The 1,015-nt window shown below is 70.8% G+C and carries 1 protein-coding gene and 1 pseudogene; both read left to right on the top strand.

Annotation, left to right across the window (positions count from 1 at the left end):
- Window positions 1-485, top strand: a pseudogene (locus tag EAO75_RS44095) (hypothetical protein); the annotation flags it as partial.
- A gap of 14 nt (window positions 486-499) precedes the next feature.
- The gene (locus tag EAO75_RS44100) at window positions 500-802 is read left to right on the top strand and encodes a hypothetical protein (RefSeq protein ID WP_148000764.1); all 303 of its coding nucleotides are present in this window, start codon (window positions 500-502) and stop codon (window positions 800-802) included.
- Window positions 803-1,015 lie beyond the last annotated feature (213 nt).

Here is a 1,015-nt window from a genome sequence, read left to right on the forward strand (position 1 = left end):
GGTTCGTGACACCGGAAGAGACCTCCGACGTGGCCCTCATTTCCTTCAACTCCCCTGTCGCCAACGGCAGTTGCCGAACGACTGGCACGGCCCACGGCGCCGTTCACCTCGCCCGCGCCCTCGACCGCTATCTCACCTTCGTCGACCAGCACGACACCGGATTCAGCGCCCTGCTCCAGGGCGGCAGCGTCGTGGAGACCTCCCGCACCACCGCCATCGTCGACGGCGTCCGCCGCGCCGCCGCCGAGCACATCCTCAGCCACCTGGACGTCACCGACCCCGGCCTCCGGCTCCGGATGACCGTGCGGGTGTGGATCACCGCGGTCGAGGCGGCCTCCCTGATCTGGCTCGACGAGGGCAAGCAGCCCCCCATGGCGGACCTGCGGGACTGGCTCGTCGACCAGTTCGAGGCCTCGCTCGCCGTCACGGCGGCCCGGGACGCCCAGACGGCCGCGCTGACCCGGAAGCTGGCGGCCGACCTATAGCCGACACTGTTGCAGTGAAGAGCGAAGACACCCCGTTCGAGGGCGGCCCCATGGACGGCCGCGTACTCCCCGTCCTGCTGGGCATCACCGGCCACCCGCCCAAGACGTACCGCATCCCGGTCCCCGACCCGCACGGCGGCCCGCCCACGGTCCTGGTCTACCGCCGCGTACCGCGCAAACAAGGCACCCGCGTCGGTCTGTCCCAGCGCTGGAAGTACGAGTACGCCCCCGAGGGACAGCAGAGCCGCCGCCTGAACTGGCCGTGGTCCAAGCCGGACACCACGCCGCACGGCAAGCCACACGACCCGGACGAGTGACCGCACTGCGCCGAACCGCGCACATCCACCGCGCGGATCCGGCGCACACGTCCGATGCTCGCGATGCGGAGCAGAGAGCCTGTCCGCATCGGAGGTGATGACATGTCAGGAAGGCTTCTCCGTCTGGTGTGTACGGCGGCAGCCGCGACGGCCGTCACGCTCCTCGCACCGGCATCCTCGACGGCGTTCCCCGCATCCCCCACGCTCCCCGCG

Origin of the sequence: Streptomyces sp. UW30, assembly GCF_008042075.1 — a bacterium.
Lineage (GTDB): Bacteria > Actinomycetota > Actinomycetes > Streptomycetales > Streptomycetaceae > Streptomyces.